Source organism: Roseibium sp., from assembly GCF_965233565.1.
GTDB lineage: Bacteria > Pseudomonadota > Alphaproteobacteria > Rhizobiales > Stappiaceae > Roseibium.
Genome location: NZ_OZ247494.1, coordinates 3,684,848 through 3,708,270 on the forward strand (window position 1 = coordinate 3,684,848; position 23,423 = coordinate 3,708,270).

The 23,423-nt window shown below is 59.4% G+C and carries 15 protein-coding genes; 12 read left to right on the forward strand and 3 right to left on the reverse strand.

Going from position 1 to position 23,423, the window contains the following annotated elements; translation table 11 throughout:
- Window positions 1–11: 11 nt before the first annotated feature.
- The 5 genes from infB to pnp all read left to right on the forward strand — a co-directional run bounded on the left by infB (window position 12) and on the right by pnp (window position 7,459).
- A complete protein-coding gene (gene infB, locus ACO6TG_RS16980) occupies window positions 12–2,759 on the forward strand; it encodes a translation initiation factor IF-2 (RefSeq protein WP_422374279.1) in 2,748 nt (915 codons plus the stop codon).
- 203 nt (window positions 2,760–2,962) lie between these two features.
- A complete protein-coding gene (gene rbfA, locus ACO6TG_RS16985) occupies window positions 2,963–3,370 on the forward strand; it encodes a 30S ribosome-binding factor RbfA (RefSeq protein ID WP_094074925.1) in 408 nt (135 codons plus the stop codon).
- Window positions 3,371–3,573: 203 nt separating this feature from the next.
- Window positions 3,574–4,524 (forward strand): tRNA pseudouridine(55) synthase TruB, encoded by a 951-nt coding sequence (truB, locus tag ACO6TG_RS16990; RefSeq protein ID WP_422374280.1) that lies wholly within the window; start codon window positions 3,574–3,576, stop codon window positions 4,522–4,524.
- Between the two features lie 208 nt (window positions 4,525–4,732).
- Entirely contained in the window at window positions 4,733–5,002 is a 270-nt protein-coding gene (rpsO, locus tag ACO6TG_RS16995) for a 30S ribosomal protein S15 (RefSeq protein ID WP_094073431.1), read from the forward strand.
- A 321-nt stretch (window positions 5,003–5,323) separates the two neighbouring features.
- The gene (pnp, locus tag ACO6TG_RS17000; protein WP_422374281.1) at window positions 5,324–7,459 is read left to right on the forward strand and encodes a polyribonucleotide nucleotidyltransferase; all 2,136 of its coding nucleotides are present in this window, start codon (window positions 5,324–5,326) and stop codon (window positions 7,457–7,459) included.
- Window positions 7,460–7,530: 71 nt separating this feature from the next.
- Here pnp and ACO6TG_RS17005 read toward each other — a convergent pair whose 3' ends face one another.
- On the reverse strand, window positions 7,531–10,245 hold the full coding sequence (locus ACO6TG_RS17005) for an EAL domain-containing protein (protein ID WP_422374282.1): 2,715 nt from the start codon (window positions 10,243–10,245) through the stop codon (window positions 7,531–7,533).
- Between the two features lie 512 nt (window positions 10,246–10,757).
- On the opposite strand from ACO6TG_RS17005, the gene dapB reads away from it, so the two are divergent.
- The 3 genes from dapB to ACO6TG_RS17020 all read left to right on the forward strand — a co-directional run bounded on the left by dapB (window position 10,758) and on the right by ACO6TG_RS17020 (window position 15,014).
- A complete protein-coding gene (gene dapB / locus ACO6TG_RS17010) occupies window positions 10,758–11,570 on the forward strand; it encodes a 4-hydroxy-tetrahydrodipicolinate reductase (RefSeq protein WP_422374283.1) in 813 nt (270 codons plus the stop codon).
- Window positions 11,571–11,601: 31 nt separating this feature from the next.
- Window positions 11,602–12,222, forward strand: coding sequence for a 2,3-bisphosphoglycerate-dependent phosphoglycerate mutase (locus tag ACO6TG_RS17015; protein WP_422374284.1), 621 nt, complete (start codon window positions 11,602–11,604; stop codon window positions 12,220–12,222).
- A 356-nt stretch (window positions 12,223–12,578) separates the two neighbouring features.
- Window positions 12,579–15,014: a methyl-accepting chemotaxis protein gene (locus tag ACO6TG_RS17020; RefSeq protein ID WP_422374285.1), complete on the forward strand. Its 2,436-nt coding sequence runs from the start codon at window positions 12,579–12,581 to the stop codon at window positions 15,012–15,014.
- Between the two features lie 72 nt (window positions 15,015–15,086).
- On the opposite strand, the gene ACO6TG_RS17025 is transcribed toward ACO6TG_RS17020, so the two are convergent.
- Window positions 15,087–16,088, reverse strand: coding sequence for an adenosine kinase (locus ACO6TG_RS17025; protein ID WP_422374286.1), 1,002 nt, complete (start codon window positions 16,086–16,088; stop codon window positions 15,087–15,089).
- A gap of 34 nt (window positions 16,089–16,122) precedes the next feature.
- Complete coding sequence (locus ACO6TG_RS17030) at window positions 16,123–17,013, reverse strand: prephenate dehydratase (RefSeq protein WP_422374287.1); 891 nt, start codon at window positions 17,011–17,013, stop codon at window positions 16,123–16,125.
- A gap of 351 nt (window positions 17,014–17,364) precedes the next feature.
- On the opposite strand from ACO6TG_RS17030, the gene ACO6TG_RS17035 reads away from it, so the two are divergent.
- From ACO6TG_RS17035 to ACO6TG_RS17050, 4 genes are all read left to right on the forward strand, one after another.
- On the forward strand, window positions 17,365–17,916 hold the full coding sequence (locus ACO6TG_RS17035) for a c-type cytochrome (RefSeq protein ID WP_422374288.1): 552 nt from the start codon (window positions 17,365–17,367) through the stop codon (window positions 17,914–17,916).
- A 142-nt stretch (window positions 17,917–18,058) separates the two neighbouring features.
- Window positions 18,059–19,492 (forward strand): diguanylate cyclase, encoded by a 1,434-nt coding sequence (locus ACO6TG_RS17040; RefSeq protein ID WP_422374289.1) that lies wholly within the window; start codon window positions 18,059–18,061, stop codon window positions 19,490–19,492.
- 111 nt (window positions 19,493–19,603) lie between these two features.
- Window positions 19,604–21,484 (forward strand): extracellular solute-binding protein, encoded by a 1,881-nt coding sequence (locus tag ACO6TG_RS17045; RefSeq protein WP_422374290.1) that lies wholly within the window; start codon window positions 19,604–19,606, stop codon window positions 21,482–21,484.
- Complete coding sequence (locus ACO6TG_RS17050) at window positions 21,481–23,367, forward strand: extracellular solute-binding protein (protein WP_422374291.1); 1,887 nt, start codon at window positions 21,481–21,483, stop codon at window positions 23,365–23,367. Before ACO6TG_RS17045 ends, ACO6TG_RS17050 begins: the two co-directional genes overlap by 4 nt.
- Window positions 23,368–23,423: the final 56 nt, after the last annotated feature.

The window sequence follows — 23,423 nt, forward strand, 5'->3', positions numbered from 1 at the left end:
CTGAAGGCAATATGAGCGATACGAAGAATCCAGGCGACAAGACAATCAGCGTTGAGCGTGGCAAGACGCTTGGCCTCAAGCGGGGCGGTGGCGATCAGGGAACTGTTCGGCAGTCGTTTTCGCATGGCCGGTCGAAGGCCGTCGTCGTGGAAAAGAAAAAGCGCCGTGTCGTGATCCCGGGACAGGAGCCGAAACCGGAAGCTCCCGCACCGACGACCCAGCGTCTGGAACGGCCGGCTGAAGCTCCGCGCAAACCGCACCAGCCTGATCCGCAGGCTGCCAAGCAGGCACGCCGCTCCGCGTCGGGCCAGCGTCAGAAGGGCAATGGCAACGTTCTGAGAACCCTGACCAAGGAAGAAGCGGCTGCCCGCGCAGCGGCTCTTCAGATGGCAAAGGTCCGCGACGAGGAAGACCGCGTTCGCCGGGCGGAAGAAGAAAAGCGCCGGGCCGCCGAAGCTGCTCAGCGTCAGGCCGAAGAAGAGGCCCGTGCCAAGGTAGAAGCCGAAGAGCGTGCCAAGCGTGAGGCGGAAGAAGCCAAGGCAGCTGCCGAAGCCGCGAAAGCGGCCCCGGCTGCAGAGGAAGCCAAGGCTCCGGCCGAAGCCGCACCGGCTGCCAAGGCGGCTGCGCCTCAACGCCAGGAGAGCAGGAAACCGGCCATCCGCAAGCCTGCGCATGCCGATGGCGGCCGCCCGCCGAGCCTCGACAACATGGGCAAGCGCAAGGAAACCCCTGCTCCGGCCCGTCCGAAGCCGGAAACCCGCGAGGGGGCCACGTCCGAGGACGATCGCAACAAGGGTGGCCTTCGTGCTGTCAAGCGGCCGAAACAGGCCCCGGCCCCGACCACGCGTCCGCGTGGCGGCGACGACCGGCGCCGGTCCAAGCTTACGATTTCTGCTGCTACCGGTGGTGATGACGGCCAGCGGGCACGCTCGCTTGCCTCCATGCGCCGCCGCCAGGAGAAGGCCAAGCGCGGTCAGCAGCAGGTGGTTCGCGAGAAAATTTCCCGTGAAGTCACGCTGCCGGAAGCGATCACCATTCAGGAACTCGCCAACCGTATGGCCGAGCGCGCTGTTGATGTGATCAAGCTGCTGATGAAGCAGGGCCAGATGCTCAAGATCAACGACGTCATCGACGCCGACACGGCCGAGCTGATCGCCGAAGAAATGGGCCACACGGTCAAGCGTGTTTCCGAAGCCGATGTTGAAGAAGGCCTGTTCACCACCGAAGATGACGAAGGCACCTTGAAGCCGCGGCCGCCGGTCGTGACCATCATGGGCCATGTCGACCACGGCAAGACCTCGCTGCTCGACTCGATCCGCAAGTCCAAGGTTGTCACCGGCGAAGCCGGCGGCATCACCCAGCATATCGGCGCCTATCAGGTCGATCAGGATGGTCAGAAGATCACCTTCATCGATACACCGGGCCACGCGGCCTTCTCGCAGATGCGTGCCCGCGGTGCCAAGTCGACCGATATCGTGATCCTCGTGGTGGCTGCCGATGACGGCGTCATGCCGCAGACCAAGGAAGCGATTGCCCACGCCAAGGCGGCCGATGCGCCGATCATCGTGGCGATCAACAAGATCGACAAGCCGGGCGCAGATCCGAACCGGGTCCGCACCGAGCTCCTGAGCGAAGAACTTGTTGTCGAATCCATGGGCGGCGACATCATCGATGTCGAGGTTTCGGCCCTGAACGGCACCAACCTGGACAAGCTGCTGGAAATGATCCTGCTGCAGTCCGAGGTTCTTGAGCTTCAGGCCAATCCGGACCGCACTGCGGAAGGTGTTGTCATTGAGGCCCAGCTCGACCGTGGCCGTGGTCCGGTTGCGACCGTACTGGTGCAGAAGGGCACGCTGAAGCCGGGTGACATCCTGGTGGCCGGTTCCGAATGGGGCCGTGTCCGCGCCATGCTCGACGAGAACGGCGAACAGGTGAAGGAAGCCGGTCCGTCCAAGCCGGTCGAGGTTCTGGGCTTCCAGGGCACTCCGGCTGCAGGCGACCTGGTTGCGGTCGTGGAAAACGAAGCCCGCGCCCGTGAAATCACCGACTACCGCCAGCGTCAGATCCGCGAAAAGGCCTCTGTGGTTGCCTCTGCAGCACGGGGATCCCTCGAGCAGATGATGATGAGCGCGCAGAACACGGGCCGGAAGGAATTCCCGCTGGTTCTGAAAGCGGACGTGCAGGGCTCGGCGGAAGCCATCGCCCATGCGCTTAACGAACTCGGCAACGAGGAAGTTGGTGCACGCATCCTGCTGTCGGGTGTCGGTGGCATCACCGAGAGCGACATCACCCTGGCATCGGCCTCCAATGCGCCGATCCTTGGCTTCAACGTACGTGCCAACAAGCAGGCGCGTGAGGCAGCCAGCCGCGACGGTATCGAGATCCGTTACTACAACGTGATCTATGACCTCGTGGACGACATCAAGTCGGCCATGTCCGGCCTTCTGTCGCCGGAGCGTCGCGAGACCTTCCTCGGCAATGCGGAGATCAAGGAAATCTTCCACATCTCCAAGGTCGGCAAGGTTGCAGGCTGTCTGGTCACCGAAGGTGTTGTCGAACGCGGTGCCAATGTGCGCCTCATTCGCGACGACGTGGTCATCCACGAAGGCGAACTGGGCACGCTCAAGCGCTTCAAGGACGAGGTCAAGTCCGTCGAATCCGGTCAGGAATGCGGCATGAACTTCGTCAAGTACCAGGACATGCGTCCGGGCGACATCATCGAGTGTTTCCGCGTCGAGCAGATTGCAAGAACGCTCTGACGACTCGGCCTGCTTACGTCATTTCGAACCTGCATGCGGCACAGCCGCACACAGGTTCGGAAACCAGATATGAGGGCGCGCGAAAGCGCGCTCTTTTTCTAATTGGACGCGCTGTTTGCGCGGCATGATACGCTGGGGTCCGGATCTGTTTGCAGCTTGCGCTGCACTTATCCGGAATTGACGGCGGTCAAAGGACAACAACAATGGCAAAACATCACGGACAGGACAGCCGTGGTCCGTCGCAGCGCCAGCTCAAGGTTGGCGAAACGGTCCGCAAGGAGCTGTCCGACATTCTGACACGCGGCCGGTTTTCCGATCCGGATCTGGACGGGGTCATTATCACGATCCCCGAAGTGCGCATGACGCCGGATCTGCGTCTTGCCACCTGTCTGGTGATGCCGCTCGGCGGCAAGGACGCGGAGAAGGTGGAAAAGGCACTCAACCGCAGCGCCAAATATCTGCGTGGCCAGGTGTCCCGTCGCCTGACCATGAAATACATGCCCGACCTGCGTTTCGTGCTCGACACCCGTTTCGACGATGACGACCGCATCGGCACCCTGCTGCATTCTCCGGAAGTTGCCCGCGACCTGGACGCGGACGAAGAGGACTAGGGGCCGCGAGGCCACTCGGGCATATCCAATTGACGTCATCCCATGGCTTGACCATGGGATCCATGCCAATGCGTTTCCTTTCGATCAGCTTTGTCTGAGGCAAGGAAACGGCATGGATTGCCGGATCAAGTCCGGCAATGACGAAGGCGTCGGGTCCTTTTAGTTGGCCCAACCATCGTAATTGAGATCCAGACGGACATCACATGGCACGGCAGAAACAGGTCAAACGCAAGAAAAACGCCATCAATGGCTGGCTGGTGCTGGACAAGCCCTATGGCATCACGTCCAACGAGGCCCTCGGCAAGATCAAGCGGATCTTCTCGCCGCAAAAGGTCGGGCATGCCGGTACGCTTGATCCGCGCGCCTCGGGGCTGCTGCCGGTGGCCTTTGGCGAGGCCACCAAAACCGTTCCTTTTGTCATGGATGGCCGCAAGGTCTACCGCTTCGAGGTGACCTGGGGTACCGAAACCAACACCGACGACACAGAAGGAGAGGTTATTGCGACCTCGGATGTGCGTCCGGATGCACCGTCCATTTCCGGCGTGCTTGGCGAGTTTGTCGGCACGATCATGCAGGTGCCGCCGAAATTCTCCGCCATCAAGATCGCCGGTGAACGGGCTTATGATCTTGCCCGTGACGGTGAAGAAGTCGAGCTGGAAGCGCGGCCCATCGACGTGCACCGGCTGGATCTGGTGGAATGTCCGGACGAAAACCGTGCTGTTTTTGAAGCCGAATGCGGCAAGGGGACCTATGTGCGGGCCCTTGCCCGTGACCTTGGCCGCCGTCTCGGCACCTGTGGTCACGTAACAGAGCTTCGCCGTCTGCTGGTCGGCCCGTTTGGTGAGGAAGATCTGGTCGAATTCGAGGACCTGGTGGACGCAGCGCAGGAGCAGGAGCAGGAAGAGGGAGCAGGCGTAGAGGCGCTGGTCTCCGAATTCATCCTTCCCGTGCGCGATGCCATGGACGCGCTGGTCGAAGTGCCGGTCTCGCTCGATGATGCGGCGAAGATCCGCAAGGGGATGGCTGTGTTGCTTCGCGGCCGGGACGCGCCCCTCAACACGGATGTGGCCTTTGCCAGCCACGCCGATGTGCCCGTCGCCATCGGTTCAATTGACAGGGGCCGGTTCCAGCCGAGCCGCGTGTTTCATCTTTGAAAGAATGGCGGGGCGCGAAAGCCCGAGAATCCGCTGGATTTTCGCTGCGTTTTCTGCCATATACCGCCGCCATTGGGTACTAAGGCCCAATTCGTCCGGAAAGATCCTTTGCTGACCGACATCTCGGCTCTGGAGACATCCGGATCAGGCCTTCGGGCAGTTCAACGCGTCCGGTCAACGGACCTTCACTCTTTGAAAGGAAAGAGCGATGTCGATTACTGCAGAGCGGAAAGCTGAGCTCATCAAGGAATACGCGACCAAAGAAGGCGACACCGGCTCTCCGGAAGTCCAGATCGCGATCCTGACCGAGCGCATCAACAACCTGACCGAACACTTCAAGGGTCACGGCAAGGACAACCACTCCCGCCGCGGTCTCCTGAAGATGGTTGCGCAGCGCCGGTCCCTTCTGGACTACACGCGCGGCAAGAGCGAAGAGCGTTACAAGACGCTCATCGAACGTCTTGGCATTCGCCGCTAAGATCGCAGACCTTCAAAACGCGGTGGGCCTGTCCCGCCGCGTTTTTCTTTGGGAAGACGCTTCGCGAACCCGAACACTCGTTTCGCAGCGTAATTCCGAACTGGAGCGTTTCCATTTGGAAGCAAACGCTCTATAGAAGCCTCGTGACATGTCATGGGGCAGGATTGCCAGCTTCTTTCAATTGTTTTTTGGAAAGCAGCTTGTTGTCTTGCCCGTGACCTGTCCGCCGGTAACCGGCCCATCCGGGGCCGACCGGGAATGTGCCCGATCACCAAGCCGTACCGAAAGCGGCCAGTCCGGGCAAAGCTGTAAGGACAGATGATGTTTGACATTCATCGTGTAGAAGTCGAGTGGGGCGGGCGTCCGCTCATTCTCGAAACGGGCAAGGTTGCCCGCCAAGCCGATGGCGCCGTCATGGCGACCTATGGCGAAACCAAAGTGCTGGCAACGGTTGTCTCCGCAAAGGAACCGAGGCCAGGCCAGGATTTCTTCCCGCTGACCGTGAACTACCAGGAAAAGGCCTATGCCGCCGGTAAGATTCCGGGAGGCTTTTTCAAGCGTGAAGGCCGTCCGTCCGAGCACGAGACGCTGACCTCCCGCCTGATCGACCGTCCGATCCGTCCGCTCTTTGCCGATGGCTACAAGAACGACACCCAGGTGGTCATCACCGTTCTCTCCCACGATCTGGAGAACGCACCGGACATCCTGGCCATGGTTGCGTCTTCCGCGGCCCTGACCCTGTCCGGCGTTCCGTTCATGGGCCCGATCGGCGGCGCCCGCGTCGGTTACATCAACGGCGAATATGTCCTGAACCCGCTGGTTGACGACATGCAGGAATCCTCTCTGGATCTGGTTGTTGCCGGCACCACCGACGCCGTTCTGATGGTCGAATCGGAAGCCAAGGAACTGGACGAAGACACCATGCTCGGCGCGGTGATGTTCGGCCACAAGGGTTTCCAGCCGGTGATCGACGCCATCATCAAGCTGGCCGAGACCGCTGCCAAGGAACCGCGTGAACTGGTCCTGCCGGATCACTCCGCCCTCTTTGCCAAGATCAAGGACATGGTCGCCGGTGAAGTTGCCGAGGCCTACAAGATCACGTCCAAGACCGAGCGCAAGAACGCGGTTGATGCGGCCAAGGCCAAGGTTGTCGAAGCCCTGATCACCAACGCCGCTGAAGGCGAAGCGGTCGAAGCCAACGTTCTGGGCGAGCAGTTCAAGAAGCTGGAAGCGGAAATCGTCCGTGGCAGCATCCTGGACACCGGTTCCCGCATCGATGGCCGCGACCTGTCCACCGTTCGTGCGATCACGTCCGAAGTCGGCATTCTGCCGCGCGCCCACGGTTCTTCCCTGTTCACCCGCGGTGAGACCCAGGGTCTGGTCGTCTCCACGCTGGGCACCGGCGAAGACGAGCAGTTCGTCGACCTGCTTGAAGGCACCGTCAAGGCGCACTTCATGCTGCACTACAACTTCCCGCCCTACTCCGTCGGTGAAACCGGCCGCATGGGCTCCCCGGGACGTCGCGAGATCGGCCACGGCAAGCTGGCCTGGCGTGCGATCAACCCGATGATGCCGGCGCATCACGAGTTCCCGTATACCGTCCGCGTTGTCTCCGAGATCACCGAATCCAACGGCTCGTCTTCCATGGCGACCGTCTGCGGCACCTCGCTGGCGCTGATGGATGCCGGTGTGCCGCTGAAGTCGCCGGTGGCCGGTATCGCCATGGGTCTGATCAAGGAAGGCGACCGCTTCGCCGTCCTGTCCGACATCCTGGGTGACGAAGATCACCTCGGCGACATGGACTTCAAGGTGGCAGGTTCCGAAAACGGCATCACCGCGCTGCAGATGGACATCAAGATCGACGGTATCACCGAAGAGATCATGAAGGTTGCTCTCGGCCAGGCCAAGGACGGCCGGATCCACATTCTGGGTGAAATGGCCAATGCCATCACCGAGGCACGGTCCGAGCTTGGCGAACATGCGCCGCGCATCGAAATGATGAAAATCCCGGTCGACAAGATCCGTGAAGTCATCGGTTCCGGCGGCAAGGTCATTCGCGAAATCGTCGAAAAGACCGGCGCCAAGGTCAACATCGAAGACGACGGCACCGTCAAGATCGCCTCTTCCGACGGCAAGGCCATCAAGGCCGCCGTCAACTGGATCAACTCCATTGCCGCTGAACCGGAAGTGGGTGTGATCTACGAAGGCACGGTCGTGAAATGCGTTGATTTCGGCGCGTTCGTGAACTTCTTCGGTGCCAAGGACGGTCTGGTCCACATTTCCCAGCTCGCTCCGCGCAAGGTGGCCAAGGTCACCGACGTGGTCAAGGAAGGCGACAAGGTCTGGGTCAAGCTGATGGGCTTCGACGAGCGTGGCAAGGTACGCCTGTCCATGAAGGTCATCGATCAGGAGACCGGCCAGGAAATCGAAAAGAAGGAACGCGAAGACGCTGAATAAGCGCGCGTTGCTTGAAAACCGGAAACGGGGCCCTGGTGGCCCCGTTTTTTGTTTCTGGGCTTGGGGTTCTGTCAGCCGGCCTGGGCTGCCACGGCGTCGACGCCGTTCATATTGGCGAGAAACCGGTGGAAGTCGACACCGGACATCGGTTTGCCGAGGCTGTAGCCCTGTATCAGGGCGCAGCCGAATGAGTGGATCAGATCGCACTGTTCCGGGGTTTCCGCGCCCTCGCAGACAACATCAATCCCGAGCGATGCTGCCATCGAGATGATTGCCTTGACCAGGGCCTGGCCGTCCTGATCGCGTTCCAGACCCATGATGAAGGACCTGTCGATCTTCAGTGTGTCAATCGGCAGACGTTTCAGGTAGCTGAGCGACGAGTAGCCGGTGCCGAAGTCGTCCAGCGAGATTTTCACGCCCAGAGAGCTGATGGAGTCCAGGATCTCGATCGGGTCGACGCGCTGGTCTTCGAACATCACGCTTTCGGTGACTTCGAGCTGCAACCGGGTCGGGTCCATTTCCATTTCTTCCAGGATCGCCGTGACACGGCCTACAAAACTGTTATCCCGGCATTGGCGCGGTGAAATGTTCACGCTGATGCCGTCCAGCTGCAGGCCGTTGCGGTTGCAGGAATGGAAGAAGGTGCAGGCTTCCCTCAGGACCCATTCACCAAGCGGAACGATCAGGCCGCAGTCTTCTGCGACCTTGATGAATTCTGAGGGCGGCACCGTGCCCAGGTGGGGGTCGGTCCAGCGCGCCAGGCTCTCGCAGCTGACGACCCGTTTTTTGGAATAGTCGACAATCGGCTGGTAATTCAGGTGCAGTTCGCCGTTTTCGATGGCGCGGCGCAGAGACACCTCGATCTGTCCGGCTCGCGCTGTCTGCTCGTTCATGCGTGTGGCAAAGAAACGATAGGTGGACCCGCTGTCTGCCTTGGCCTGGTACATGCTTGTGTCGGCCTGCAACAGCAACGCTTCGTCGTCATCGCCGTCATTGGGGGCCACCGTGATGCCGAGGCTGCCGGCCATGACGGCCTGCAGACCGTTTTCCAGGTCAATGGGTTCACCCACCACTTTCAGGATGTCACGGGCGACCTGTTCGATCTGCCAGCGGTCTTCCTGATCGGTCAGGATGATGGCAAACTCGTCCCCGCCCATGCGGGCAACGGTCTGGTCCGGTCCGAGCAGATGCGTCAGCCGTGCGGCGATGGATTCGATGACGAGATCACCGGCCTTGGGGCCGTAGGTCTCGTTGACGGTCTTGAACCGGTCGAGGTCCAGGATCATCAGGGCGATCCTTTCGCCATGATGTTTGCAGCGCTGAACGGCCTGGTGGAGCCTGTCCATCAGGAGGCGCCGGTTCGGCAGTCCGGTCAGGATGTCGAAATTGGCATTCTTGGTCGCCAGTTCTTCCTGGTGCTTGCGCTCGCTGATATCGGTGATGGTGGCGTAATAGGCACGTTCCCCGCGCCACTCCGTCAAACGCACATGTTGCTCGAACCAGACGATCTGTCCGTCCTTGCGGATGCCTTTGACTTCATAGGCCCTGGGCGCTCCGCCGCTTTCACGCAGATTGTAGTAGCTGCGCAGGCGGCTGTGTTCTTCAGGCGCGAAGATCACCAGGGTTGGCGAATCGACCAGCTGCTTCGGGTCTCCGTTTTCATAGCCCAGCATCTGCAGCAGGGCGTCGTTGACATAGAGGATCCGGTGATTGGCATGCACCAGAACGCCGTGCAATGATCCATCGATCATGTCCTTGAACTGGGCGTCGCGATTGCGCACCGATTCAAAAGCGGCCTGAAACATGGAGGACAGTTTGTTGAACTCGGAAATCAGCCCCGGCGTCGGAGGGGACACCAGCCGGTCCTGTCTGAGGCTCATGGCGTAGTTCAGCAGTCGGCCGAGCCCCGCGGTTGTGATCCGGTTCACCAGAAGCGCAGCGACAATCGCAAGGACACCGGTATAGAGCAGGAACGGCGTGAACAGCTGGGTGTAGGTCTCTTCGACCTTTTGCATCGTATCGACAGGCTGCTTGACGATCGCAGCCATCATGTGCCCGTCGAGGCCGTGCATCAGCGGTGCCAGAACATAAAGGTGATTGTCCTTGAGAACATAGCTGACCGTGTCCGGCGTCACGGTGAGTTGCTCTGGTAGAGCTTCCGTTGTCAGGTCGCCCAGGCCCGCAATCACGTGGTCGTCATGATAGATGGCAAGGTCGTCCACTTTCAGGATTTTGGCCAGCACACCCGGCAAGGTGTAAGAATCCGTGACGGACGTTCCGCCATAGATTTTCCCAAGTGCCTGCCCGGTCTCCGGATCAAGGACCGGCGTCGACAGGGCAGCGGTCACTTCAATCGGGTCTGAATCGTGCTCGGCATAGTTCACCCAGATATCCGGCGGCATGGCGGAGCGGATATTGTAGGGCAGCTGGTTCCGGATATCGATCAGGCCAAGGCTGCCATTGACCCAACCGGGTTCATCCGGATGGTCGATCAGCAAAATGTCGAGCACTGCGCTGGTCAGACCTTCGGAGGCCCGGTCCATGATTTCCTTGGCTGCGGCCTTGTCGTTGGTCTTGAGGGCTTCGCGAATATTCGGATCCGCGGCGATCATGCGGATCTGTGTTTCAAGCTGATCCAGATGCTGCGTGAACACCAGCCGTGTGAGAGTTGCCTTGGATTTGGCACTGCGGGCAATTTCGTATTCGGCGATGGACAGGGAGCCGAGATAGGTAATCCAGAACAGGGCGATCGCCGTGCCGATCAGGCCGAAGGCAAACAAAGCCATTACAAGCCGGCTGAAGGGTATGGCGAAACGGGCTTTCAACGAAGCGCTCCCAGGCAGTCGATCACTGCAACAGAGGTCCGAGGTTGAAGACGGCTTGAGCTCGCTCCAATCTCCAATCGCTGTCTGCGGGGCGCGGTTTTAGGGCCGATGTTTGAAACGTGCATAGCCGCTGAACTTCAACTCCTGCGAAACCATTCAAAGTGTATCGGGCCGGGCTGACGTCGAACATCCTATCATGAAACCTTGGTTCGAGTGCGCAATTGTAAGAATAAACAATTGTGACGAAAACTGTACCGCGCTCGGGTTTATCTTTAGTGAACTACCTTGATGAAAAAGACATGAATCATTTTGAAATTAACTTGTCATTTATCATAAACTTGACGGGTAATGCATGGTAATATTTTACAGGATCGAAGTTATCAGTCCTGATGTTTCCCGGTGAAACTCAGGCATTTGCCTTGCGGGGTGAAACTGTTATACCCGCTGCCGAATGGTGAATTGAGGGACCGTCGATGGGGCAAATGCGCTTGGTTGTCGTGGGAGCGGGGGGGCGCATGGGCCGTGCCCTGACGCGGGCTGTCACAGAAACGCCCGGAGCGACCGTCGCTTTCGCAATCGAACGCGAGGGATCCGACCTTCTTGGCCAGGACGCCGGTGAGCTGGCAGGCGTCGGGGCGTTGGACATTCCCCTGACCGACGACCCGCTGAGCGCCTTTGCCAAGGCGGACGGTGTGCTGGATTTCACGGCGCCTGCGGCAAGCCTTTGGTTTGCGGAACTGGCTGCCCAGGCCCGCATCGTGCATGTCATCGGAACGACGGGCTGGAGTGAGGGCGAAGATGCTCCGCTCAAGGCGGCGGCACGGCATGCCCGTGTCATCAAATCCGGAAACATGAGCCTTGGCGTCAATCTGCTCGCCAGTCTGGTGCGTCAGGCAGCGGCTGCGCTGGACGCGGATTTCGACATTGAAGTGCTGGAGATGCACCACAAGCACAAGGTGGATGCGCCGTCGGGGACGGCACTGCTGCTTGGGGAAGCCGCGGCAGAAGGCCGTGGGATCGATCTTGCCGCCCACTCGGTTCGCTCTCGAGACGGCATCTCGGACCCGCGCAGGAGCGGCGATATCGGCTTTGCAACGCTGCGCGGCGGCTCGGTCATTGGCGAACATTCGGTCATCTTTGCCGGAGAAGGCGAACGGATCGAGCTGACTCATCGCGCCGAGGACCGGCAACTGTTTGCGCGCGGCGCGGTCAAGGCCGCTCTGTGGGGCTTTGATCAGAAGCCGGGCTTTTATTCGATGGCCGATGTTCTCGGCCTGACGTCGTGACCTTACACCTGCATAGCTTGAGGAGAATGGCATGGATCGCCTTCTTGTGCTTGTCCGTCACGGGCAAAGCGAATGGAATTTGAAGAACCTGTTCACGGGCTGGAAAGATCCGGGCCTGACCGAACAGGGTGTTGCGGAAGCACACAAGGCGGGACAGCAGCTCAAGGATCTGAAGCTGACTTTCGATCTGGCGTTTACCTCCGTGCTGTCACGCGCGCAGAAGACGCTCGACATCATCCTGGAGGAGCTGGGTCAGACCGGCCTGGAAACCGCCAAGGATCAGGCTCTGAACGAGCGGGACTATGGCGATCTGACCGGCATGAATAAGGACGAGGCACGTCAGCAGTTCGGCGAAGAACAGGTTCACATCTGGCGCCGGTCCTTCGACGTGCCGCCTCCGGGGGGCGAAAGCCTGAAAATGACCGCTGAGCGTGTTCTGCCTTATTACAAGGCTGAAATCCTGCCGAAAGTGCTGTCCGGCAAGCGGACCATTGTGGCCGCTCACGGCAATTCCCTTCGTTCGCTGATCATGGAACTGGAAGGCCTGAGCCCGGAGCAGATCCTGAAGCGAGAGCTGGGCACCGGCACGCCCATCATCTACAGGCTCGACGAGAATGGCGGTGTCCTAAGCGTGCAGGATCTGGCGGACTGATTCCGTCGACCAAAGAGTTACGAGACCAGATGAGGGGCAATATGCCCCTCTTTTTTTTCCAAAAACGCATTTTTTTTCAGAAGTTAGCAGGCGAATTAAAAAAACGTGGCCGTTCACGGATGTGTCCGAATGGGCAAGGCATGGGCAATTTTGCGCATCTGATACAAGCACGCATGAAATCTTCTTTCATTCATCGGTATTATTGGTAATTTTAACAATAAATTTGCCTTGTCATACAACTGTAATGTGTTGTTGTGCTGGCTCATGTTTACTTCTAGTTTAGTGGTTCGCTTCAATTTTTGCGCGAAGGCGACCGAGTGTGTGCGGTCGTCAGACGGGCAACCAGGAGTGAAGCCGTGTTCTTCCGGCATTTTCAGAACATCAAATTCGGGGTCAAGGTCTGGGGCGGCTTTGCTGCCATTCTGGTCCTCACAGCAGCGGTTGGGGCCACGGCGACCGTGACGATTTCGGATCTGTCCGAACGGTCCCGGATCAGCGGCGCGGCTGTGGACGCAATGGCGCTTCTCAAGACGCTCGATCAGTCGAAGGAGACGTTTCTGTCAGATCCGTCTCCGGCCACAGCTGAGCAGGTCGCGTTGAATACGCAAGGTCTCGTCAAGCAACTCCAGACGATCGGCGCATTCGCGCAGCAGGGCGACAGTTTGCGGAGCGGGATCGATGCGTCGATTGGCCAGCTGAACGCATTTGACGAGGTTTTTGCAGAGTTGACAGAAAAGACCTGGCAACAGGCGGAACGGCTGGACACGCTGACACAGACCGGAAACGATCTTGCCGGATTGACCGTCGAGATCAGCAACATCGTCCGCGACGTGCGGTCCAGAACCATCGAGGAAGCGAAGGCGGCCGCCAAAAGGCAGGCCGCGGCCCGGGAAATGACGTTCCAGGCCGAGCAGCTGCATAAGCTTGCGGTCGTGCTGATGCCGAAATTCGGACTGGGCGCGAAATTCAAGCAGAAGGATATGACGGACCAAATCCGGAGCGAGATCGATCTGGCGCTGGCCGAAATGTCCAAGGCCGCTGCTGTTATCAAGGCAACATCGGTTTCGAGCGTCGCCCGGGAGGTTGTCACGAACGTGTCCGGTGATGCCGAGACGCTTGTCGTAGCTTTGCCCGATCTCCTGGCAGAGACCAATCTCTTCAATCGCATGGGAAAGAAGAAGACGGTTGCGGATCTCCTTGCACGTGTCGAAGAGGGGGCAATCACCCTCCAGTCCGCTGCAGGTGCTGCGCTTGATCAGGAACTCGCCCTGGCAACACAGTCTCAAAAAGATCTGATCGACCTGATTGAACTCGGACAGCTTGCCATCGATCTTGCCAATGAGGCCTCAGCAGCACAATCCGGAACGCTGGCGTTTGTTGCCGATCTCGCGCAGGATTCCGGCGAGATTGAAACACGCGTAGCCAGGTTGGGCGATGCTGCGCGCGCCCTGGATGCACGGCCTGAACTTGGTGACATTCTTGCAAAGACAGGGAGCATTGCCGAGACCGTGGCGCAGTTCGAGAAAGCCTTCTCCGCGATCGCCAGAACACGGCGGGACATGTCCGGCCTGGAGCACAGCCTTGAGCGAGCAGCTGCAAGCGCAGGCGCGCAGGTTGCGGAGATTTCTTCTGAACAGAGTGCAGACATGCAGCAGGCCGGCAAGACAGCCCTGATGATCATTCTGACAGCCGTCACTGTGGCCATCTCCTTGGGCATTGGTCTGGCCGCGCTTCTCAATGTGGCTATAACCCGTCCAATCCGGGCGCTGACGTCCGTCATGGGCACACTGGCAGACGGCAGCAATGATGTCGCGATTGCCGGTCTCGACCGCGGTGACGAAATTGGGGAGATGTCACGCACGGTACGCGTGTTCCGGGACAATGCTGTTGAACGCGAACGGTTGCGCGAGGAGCGCCGTGCCGAGGAGGCGGCACGCAACGAGAGGCAGCAGACGATCGAGGCTCTGATCAGGTCGTTTCGTGAAACGGTGCAGGAACAGCTTGGTGCCGTCGGCGAAACCGCCCTGGGCCTGGACGATACGGCAAAGACCCTGACGGATACGGCCCGCCACAGCGCACAGAAGGCAGACGAAACGCAAGGGGCGTCCGGGGTTGCAAGCCGCAACGTCGGCACGGTCGCCTCTGCTGCGGAGGAGCTGGCCTCTTCCATCCGGGAAATCGGCAGTCAGGTCGAACGGACGACCGAAGTGGTTGCGCAGGCAACCGAGGGCACCCGTGTGACCAACGAGAAGGTCGCAGGCCTTGCCGAATCCGCGGGCAAGATCGGAGAAGTGGTGACGCTCATTCAGGCAATCGCGGAACAGACCAACCTCCTGGCTCTGAACGCGACAATCGAGGCGGCCCGGGCGGGTGAGGCCGGTCGCGGTTTTGCCGTGGTGGCAGCTGAGGTGAAGGAGCTTGCAACCCAGACCTCGAAGGCAACTGAGGAAATTTCCAGCCAGATTGCCGCCATCCAGTCGGCGACCAGGGATTCTGCCGACGCGATTTCGGGCATCACACGGACAATGGATGAAGTGAATGCCTACACTGGCGCGATTGCCACCGCGGTTTCGCAGCAAGGGGCTGCGACAAACGAAATCTCCCGGAACGTGGAACAGGCGGCGCAGGGAACGGAAATCGTGAGCACCAACATCACCGATCTTTCCGGTGCCGTGGAACAGACCGCGTCATCTGCCGAACACGTCGTGCGAGCCTCTGGTGAACTCGGCAAACGTACCAAGGAACTGCGCAGCGAAGTTGACCGGTTCCTGTCGGATGTCGCGGCAGCCTGAACCCGCTTGCCATACGTGAAAGATAAAGGGCGGCCATTCGGCCGCCCTTTGCGTTTGATCAGGAGCGGTTGATCAGACCTTGTAGCCATTTTGCTCGGCCAGGTTCTTCAGCGGCCGTTCGGGGCGAGCGCCGACATGGCTGATAACGTTGGAAGCACACAGGCAGCCGAGGGCAGCGGATTCCGAAAGTGAGTAGTCGCGCGCCAGCCCAAACAGGAAGCCGGAGGCAAACAGGTCACCTGCTCCGGTCAGGTCGACGACGTTATCCACGACCTGTGCGGGAACGGTATATGTCTCTTCCCCGTTGATCACCATCGCGCCCTCCTTGCCGAGCGTCAGTGCTGTCAGGGCGCCGGTTTCGCGAGCGGCGGCGACAGCCGTGTCCAGGTCGGCCGTTTCGTAGAGCGCCCGGAGCTCGTGTTCATTGGCGAACATGAGATCGACGACGCCATCCGTGAGCATGGACTGGAATTCGCTGCGGTAGCGGTCGACGCAGAAGGAATCGGACAAGGTGATCGCCACCTTGCGATTGTTCAGATGCGCGATCTCCGCTGCTTTCAGGAAGGCTTTCTTGGCTTCTTCCGGATCCCACAGATAGCCTTCCATGTAGGTGACGGCGGCGGCGGCCACGACGTCTTCATCCACGTCCGAAGGGCTGAATTCGGTGCAGGCGCCAAGATAGGTGTTCATGGTGCGCTCGCCGTCCGGCGTGATCAGGATCATCGACCGTGCCGTCGGCTTCCACTCCCGCAGCCGGGGGGTGTTGAAGTAGACGCCGGTGCCATTCATGTCGTGATAGTAGCTGTCGCCGAGTTCGTCCTCGGCCACCTTGCCGAAATAGGCCGGCCGGCCGCCAAGGGACGCTATGCCGGCGGCTGTATTGCCCGCGCTGCCGCCCGAGACGCGAACCGTCTGACCCATCTTGTTGAACAGGCGGACGGCTTCATCGGTTTCGATCAGGCGCATGGACCCTTTGATCAGGTTTTCCTGAAGCAGGAAATCCTCTTCCACATGGGCAAACACATCGCAGATGGCGTTGCCGATGCAAAGGGCGTCAAATCTGGTTTCTGTCATGAGATCCTCTGGTTTCGCCTTATGGCTGGCGGCGTCAGGAATGCGGGTTCGGGCGCAGGGCGCGGTTGGCTTCCGGTTCCTTGATCTTGTCCCGGAAGGGGCTCGCCCGGTAGACACCAAGCATGTTCAGTTCGGCACAGAAAAAGGCCAGTTCCTCGAGCGCGAGACCAACGGCCGGGTCTTCAGGGTGCCCCTCGACATCGGCATAGAACATGGAGGCGAAAAACTGGCCTTCCAGCTGGTAGGACTCCAGTTTAGTCATGTTCACCCCATTGGTCGCAAATCCTCCAAGAGCCTTGTAGAGCGCGGCCGGAACGTTGCGGACCCGGAAGATGAAGGTGGTGATGACCGGCTGACCATTGTGCGCGGCCTCCATCTTATCGCGCGAGAGGATAACAAAGCGTGTCGTGTTGTGCGCTTCATCTTCCACATCCCGTCGCAGGATATCGAGACCGTAGATTTCAGCGGCCATTTCCGGCGCAAGGGCGGCGACGCTGGCATCCCCCAACTCCGCGACCTGTCTTGCAGACCCGGCCGTGTCACCGCCAACAACGGCCGTCAGGCCGAGCTCTCGAATAACGTTTCGGCACTGGCCGAGCGCATGGACGTGGCTCTGGACCGTTTTCAGTCCTTCCACGGTCGCGCCGCTGGGGGCCATCAGCTGAAACCGGATCGGCATGAAGTATTCGCCGATAATATGCAGGCCGGACTTCGGCAGAAGGTGATGGATGTCGGCGACGCGGCCCGCGACCGAGTTTTCGATCGGGATCATGGCGAGGTCGGCCGTCCCGTCCGCCATCGCTGAAAAGCAGTCTTCGAAGGTCGCGCAGGGAATGGCTTCATAGTCGGGATAGACGCTCCGGCAGGCCATATGCGAATTGGCCCCGGTTTCGCCCTGAAATACAATTCTTTTTCTATCGCTCATTGTGTCTTCCGCCCTGCGGCAATTCATTGTTGTCGGGACGTCCCGTTACTCGGCGCGGTGCGTTCAGGCACAAACACCACCCGTCAATCGGGCGAATCGCCCTCATAAAGGGCAATGCGTCTGTGCCCGGTCGCACCGTTGGATTTGCCGCCAACGAGGCCTCCCTAAGGCTGAACGGAGCTGCCGGAACGAAAAAAACACCTGCCGCGTCCGTTTGTCGTATCAGATGCCCTTTTAAAGCTATGGACAGCAAGGTCAAAAAATTTGTAGGTTCCGGCAAATTTCGAAAAGCTGATAGGGCCTGCAGCAGTTCTGCGGGCCCGGACGCGTATGAGCTTGGAGCCGGAGAGAATGGATTCGTTCACGTTGAACAAGATCGCAGGTGCGGTCCTTGGGGTTCTTATTTTGGTGATGGGTGTCGCTTGGATGTCCGACATCATCTTTCACCCGACGATCCCCGGCAAACCGGGCTATGAAATCGTCGTTGCCTCCGCTGAAGACAGCACGTCTACAGTGCAGGCCGAGCCGGATGTGGTTCCGATTTCCGAGCGCCTGCTCGCAGCCGCCGCCTCTGACGGCGAAAAGGCGGCCAAGAAATGCGCGGCATGTCACACCTTTGATGCAGGTGGCGCCAACAAGGTCGGCCCGGCCCTTTATGACATCGTCGGCCGCAAGCCGGGTGGCCACGATGGCTTCGGCTATTCCAGCGCCATGACCGCTTACGGTGACGAAAACCCGGAGTGGACCTATGAGAGCCTGGACAACTTCCTTGCAGCTCCGAAGAAATATCTTCCCGGTACCACAATGGGCTTTGCCGGAATTCGGAAGCCGCAAGAACGTGCTGACCTGATTGCTTATCTCCGGGAGCAGTCTGCCGCACCGAAGCCGCTACCGGCAGAATAAGTCGCCGTAAATAGCGCCAGACATTTGAATTGTAGAGAAGCCGGGTGAAAAACCCGGCTTTTTTATTTGATTTATAAGAAAAATTAACAAATCTTACGCTACGTAGTATCGACGAATGCGGGCAAGGTCGGGCTAGGGCCGTATGGGCATCAATCTGTCGCGGAGTGCATTTTCAAAGTCGAATGGAACGTGGGTCGCGTCCGTTGTCGCTGCCGTCTGTTTCCTGGCTGGCATCGCCGTGACCGCCCATGTCGGGCAGCTGGTTCGCAACGAACTGATTTCCCAACACAAACGCGAGGCTATCGCCAGCCTGTCCGAGACGCGGGCACGTCTGGAAGGCGAAATCAGCCGCACCGTGGCACACGGGCTGGGCATCCGGTCCTATGTCACTCAGTTTGTCGATGCCCCGTTCAACATGGATGACTATCAGGGGATTGCGACGGAGCTGATCGAGGAAAACCCTTCCATCCGCTCGATCGGGCTGGCGCCCAACAACATCCTGCGCGCCGTCTTTCCGTTTGAACCCAACCAGTCTGCCATCGGCCTGAACTACCGGATGAACACGGCCCAGTGGCCGGCGATCCGCGAGGCGATGATGAGCCGGGAAGTCGTGATCGCAGGACCGCTGGAACTTGTTCAGGGTGGCCAGGCGCTTCTGATCCGCATTCCGATCTTCACGGCCACCATTCCCGGACAGCCGATCGAAGAGCGCAGCTATTGGGGGGTGGCAACGCTGGTCCTGGATCAGCAGGGCATGATGACGTCGGCGGGCATCACGGATGTCATCAACGGCATCCGGATCGGTGTGGTCAACAAGAACACGGTCGACAACGACAAGCTGATCATGGGCAGCGCCTCGCTGTTCAACAAGGATCATGTGTCCCTGCCGTTGCACCTGCCGGGCGGTCTGGACTGGGACCTGATCGGCTATCCGGAAACCGGCTGGTCCAGCGCAGGCAACCAGGTCTGGATCACGCAACTGGTCGGCAGCCTGATTTCACTCGTCTTCGGCGCGATGGCCTTTCTGCTGATCAGTGAGGTTTACAAGGTCCGGTCGATGGCCCTGCACGATCCGCTGACAGGTCTGGCAAACCGGCGTCTGCTGGAAGACCGCATGCACCAGCTGGCTGCCATGTGCGAACGCTCCGGAGCGGGATTTGAGATTTTCTACGTTGATCTGGATGCCTTCAAGCCGGTCAACGACAATTACGGACATGCGGTTGGCGACCAGCTGCTGATCGAGGTCGGGCAGCGGCTCCAGAACCAGGTCCGGCAGACCGACACGGTTGCCCGCGTCGGCGGAGACGAATTCATCGTACTGACGCCAGGCAACATGCGGCGCCAGGAAAAGGAAACGTTTTTGCATCGGCTGGGCGAGAAGGTTGCCCAGGTATTTGAGTATTCCGGTGCCCGCATTGACGTGAAAGCCAGTATCGGTTCGGCCAGTTATCCGGGTGATGCCGCATCTGTGGAGGATTTGCTCAGGGTTGCAGACGGCAGAATGTATGCCCAGAAGGCAAAGTCTAAGCAGAATTCACAGGAACTTCCTTCCAAAGGTCTTCCCCAGACGGGTTAAATTTCTGTCATCTCGACAACCAGCAGGTGACGCGAGCCCACCTCGTCCCTACACTGTTTCCTTATAGCCCGCTGATTTGGGGCACTGGAACCGGAAGGGACGGAGAAGCCGATGGTGTTCACATGGCGTTTTTGCAGGCAGGCGACAGCCGGCCTCCTGCTGGCAGGTCTTGTGTCGACAACGGGAGCGGCCCTCGCTCCGGTTCAGGCCGATGAACCTGAATGGCGACACGCCTCCGCGCTGAACGGAACACCCAAATACGGTCCCGACGTCGAACACTTCGACTATGTGAACCCGGCAGCTCCCAAGGGCGGTTCTGTTCGCCTTGCAGACAGCGGCGGGTTCGACACGTTCAACTTCCTGCCGCCGAAGGGCAGCATCGCACCCGGCATCGGGCTGATCTATGAAAGCCTCATGGAGGCGTCGCTGGACGAAGAAACCATCAGTGCAGCCTATGGTGTGCTTGCCGATGGCATCCGTTATCCGGAAGACTATTCCTGGGTGGAGTACCGATTGAATCCTGACGCCAAATGGCATGACGGCAAGCCCGTCACCGCTGAAGACGTGATCTGGTCTTTTGAAAAATCGATCGAGCTTGATCCGCAGCGCAAATTCTATTTCCAGAACGTCGTCAAGAGCGAGATTGTCGGCGACCGGACCGTCCGCTTCACCTTTGACGTCAGTGGCAACCGGGAGCTGCCCAAGATCATGGGGCAATTGCAGGTCCTGCCGAAACACTGGTGGGAAGGCACGGACGATGCCGGCAAGCCGCGCGACATCTCCAGCACGACACTCGAACCCCCGCTTGGCTCCGGGCCTTACCGTCTCAAGAGTTTTTCCCCCAACCGCCAGGTCGTTTACGAGCGGGTCGAGGACTATTGGGGCAAGGATCTGCCGATCCGGGTCGGCACCAACAACATTGATGAAATCCGCTATGTGTCGTTCCTGGATGATGCCGTCCAGTTCGAGGCCTTCAAGGGGGATCAATATGATTTCCACACCGAGCGCAGCTCGAGCCAGTGGGCCAAACGGTACGATTTCCCGGCTGTGAAAGATGGCCGTGTGGTCAAGGAGATTTTCCCGGATAGATCACGGGGCGTAATGCAGGGCTTCTTCCTGAACCTGCGCCGCGACAAGTTCCAGGATCCCCTGGTCCGCCGGGCGTTGAATTATGCCTATGACTTCGAGACCACCAACGAGATTGTCTCGGCCAATCTTCTGAAAAGGGTCAATTCCTATTTCTCCGGTACGGAGCTCGCCTCATCCGGTTTGCCAGAAGGCAAGGAACTTGAAATTCTCGAGGAAGTGCGTGACCTCGTGCCGCCGGAAGTCTTCACCGAGGAATACACCAACCCGATCGGGGGGTCGCCGGAAAATGTGCGTGCCAACCTGCGCGAGGCGGTGAAACTGCTGCGTCAGGCGGGCTTTGAGCTGAAGGATCGCAAGATGATCGATCCGAAGACCGGCGAACAGTTCACAATTGAATTTCTCTATCGGGACAAGGCCAGCGAACGGACCTTGCTGCCCTATTCCAAGAACCTGGAAGCCATCGGTATCAAACCCGTGCTGCGCCTTGTCGATACCTCGCAATTCATCAACCGGATCCGCAGCAGGGATTTCGACACCACTGTGCTCGCCATCGGACAAAGCCTGTCACCGGGCAATGAGCAACGCGAATACTGGGGTTCCGAGGCAGCCGACAATGCCAGCTCCGCCAATTATGCCGGCATCAATAACCCGGCCATCGACAAGCTGATCGACAAGGTGATCTTTGCCGAAGATCGCGAGACACTTGTGGCGGCCACCCATGCGCTCGACCGGGTGCTCTTGTGGAACCATTACGTGGTGCCGCAATTCTATGTCGACGAGACACGCACAGCACGTTGGAACCGCTTCGGCCATCCGGAAGAGATGCCGGAATACAGCACCGGTTTCCCGACGATCTGGTGGTATGACGCCGACAAGGCCGCTGCAACGGAGGCGATCAAATGAGCAAGCTTGTGTCGCCCTCCCGCAGGCAGGTCCTTAAGCTGAGCGGAGCGGCAGCACTTGCCGCATCGGTTCCCGGGCTGCCGCGTCCCGGTTTTGCCCAGGAGGCTCCGGATGCACGCCATGGTCTGTCGGTTTTCGGTGATCTGAAATACGCTCCGGATTTTTCCCATTTCGACTATGTCAATCCGGAGGCGCCCAAGGGCGGCACATTCTCCTTCCAGGCGCCTTACTGGTATTTCAATCAGAACGTCCAGACCTACAACACCTTCAATTCCTTCATTTTGAAGGGCGACGCGCCGCCGCGCATGGAACTGTGTTTCGACACGCTGATGGTGCGCGCCTGGGACGAGGCCGATGCGGTTTACGGCCTTGTCGCCGAGACCGTCGAGGTTTCGGAAGATGGCAATGTCTTCACCTTCAATCTGCGGCCGGAGGCCCGGTTTCACGACGGCTCCAAGCTGACGGCGGAAGATGTCGCTTTCTCCATCCTGCTGCTCAAGGCGGACGGTCACCCGCTGCTGAGCCAGCCACTGGCTGTCCTGAAAGACGTGGTGGTGCTCGGAGAATACCGTGTTGCGCTGCATTTCGACGGAAACCAGGCCCGCAATTTCCCGCTTTCCGTCGCCGCCGGTTATCCGATTTTCTCCAAGCGGTATTACACCGCCTACGACTTCAAACAATCCACATTGACCCCGCCGCTGTCCTCCGGCCCCTACAAGGTCGGCAAACATGCCGTCGGCCGCTATGTCGAATATCATCGGGTGGAGAACTACTGGGCAAAGGACCTCGCCGTCGCCAGGGGGCGGTTCAACTTCGCATCGGTGCGGGTGGAATTTTTCCGGGACCGACAAATTGCGTTTGAGGCCTTCAAGAAGGGCAACGTCTATTACCGCGAAGAGTTCACCTCCAAGAACTGGGCGACGGAATACAACTTCCCGGCAGTCGAGGATGGGCGTGTCGTGCGGCAAGAGTTCCCGGATGGTCAGCCATCGGGGGCGCAGGGCTGGTTCATCAATACGCGCCGGGACAAGTTCAAGGATCCGCGGGTCCGCGAAGCCCTGGGATATGCATTCGATTTCGAATGGTCCAACAAGACCCTGTTCTACGGTCTTTATGAACGCACCACCTCCTTCTTCGAAAACTCCGACATGAAAGCGGAGGGCTTGCCATCAGCAGCGGAGCTGGCGCTTCTGGAACCGTTCCGCGAAGACCTGCCGGAAGCCGTCTTTGGGGAGGCGATACTCCCTCCGGTCAGCGACGGGTCTGGCAACGATCGCAAGCTTTTGAGCAGGGCCAATGAACTTCTGGCTGCTGCCGGCTACAAGCGAGAGGGAACCCAGCTCGTCGGACCGGACGGCAAACCGCTGGTCATCGAGTTTTTGAACAACACTGTTGCCTTTGAAAAAATCGTCAATCCTTTCATTAAGAACCTGGAACGTCTTGGCATTCAGGCGAGCTTGCGCATTGTCGATCCGGCCCAGTATCAGGCACGCCTAAACGACTATGACTTCGACATTGCCAGTCGCCGGTACTCACTGTCACCGACACTGTCGGATGTAATCCGGCAGATGTGGGGCTCGAAAGCAGCAGCGACACCCGGCACCTACAACACGGCGGGCATTTCCAGTCCCGTGGTTGATGCCCTGATCGACAAGGCGATTGCGGCGGAAACGCGCGAGGAAATGAACACCGCCGCGCGGGCACTCGATCGGGTGCTGCGGGCCGGCTATTACTGGATCCCGCAATGGTACAAAAATATTCACACGGTTGCCCTTTGGGATGTCTATGGCTACCCGCAGGAAACGCCGCGCTATTTCTTCCCCGTCGAAGAACTCTGGTGGATAGACGCCGAAAAGGCGGAAAAACTCGGCAAAGCCGGGTAACTTGAATCGCGACGGTCCCAAAAGCGACACCTTCGGCCCGCAACAGAAGGCCAGAC